Here is a 244-nt window from a genome sequence, read left to right as displayed (position 1 = left end):
AAGGAGGGCGCTTACCACGGTAGGATTCGTGACTGGGGTGAAGTCGTAACAAGGTAGCCGTATCGGAAGGTGCGGCTGGATCACCTCCTTTCTAGAGTCGCACTGATCTTCGGATCAATCCTCAAGCGTTCACACTTATCGACTGTAAATCAAGAAGAACAGCATTTGGGGCTGTAGCTCAGCTGGTTAGAGCACCGTGTTGATAACGCGGGGGTCGTTGGTTCGAGTCCAACCAGCCCTACCA

General features: G+C 52.9%; 1 tRNA gene and 1 rRNA gene. Both read left to right on the top strand.

The annotated features are described in order from the left end of the window. Nucleotides 1-91: ribosomal RNA gene (locus H3H36_RS26570) — 16S ribosomal RNA — on the top strand; the annotation flags it as partial. A gap of 76 nt (nt 92-167) precedes the next feature. Next, a tRNA-Ile gene (locus H3H36_RS26565) sits at nt 168-244 on the top strand.

Source organism: Rugamonas fusca (assembly GCF_014042365.1).
Lineage (GTDB): Bacteria > Pseudomonadota > Gammaproteobacteria > Burkholderiales > Burkholderiaceae_D > Rugamonas > Rugamonas fusca.
Note: the sequence above shows the minus strand (reverse complement) of the source record. Positions and strands in the feature narration are given on the sequence as shown.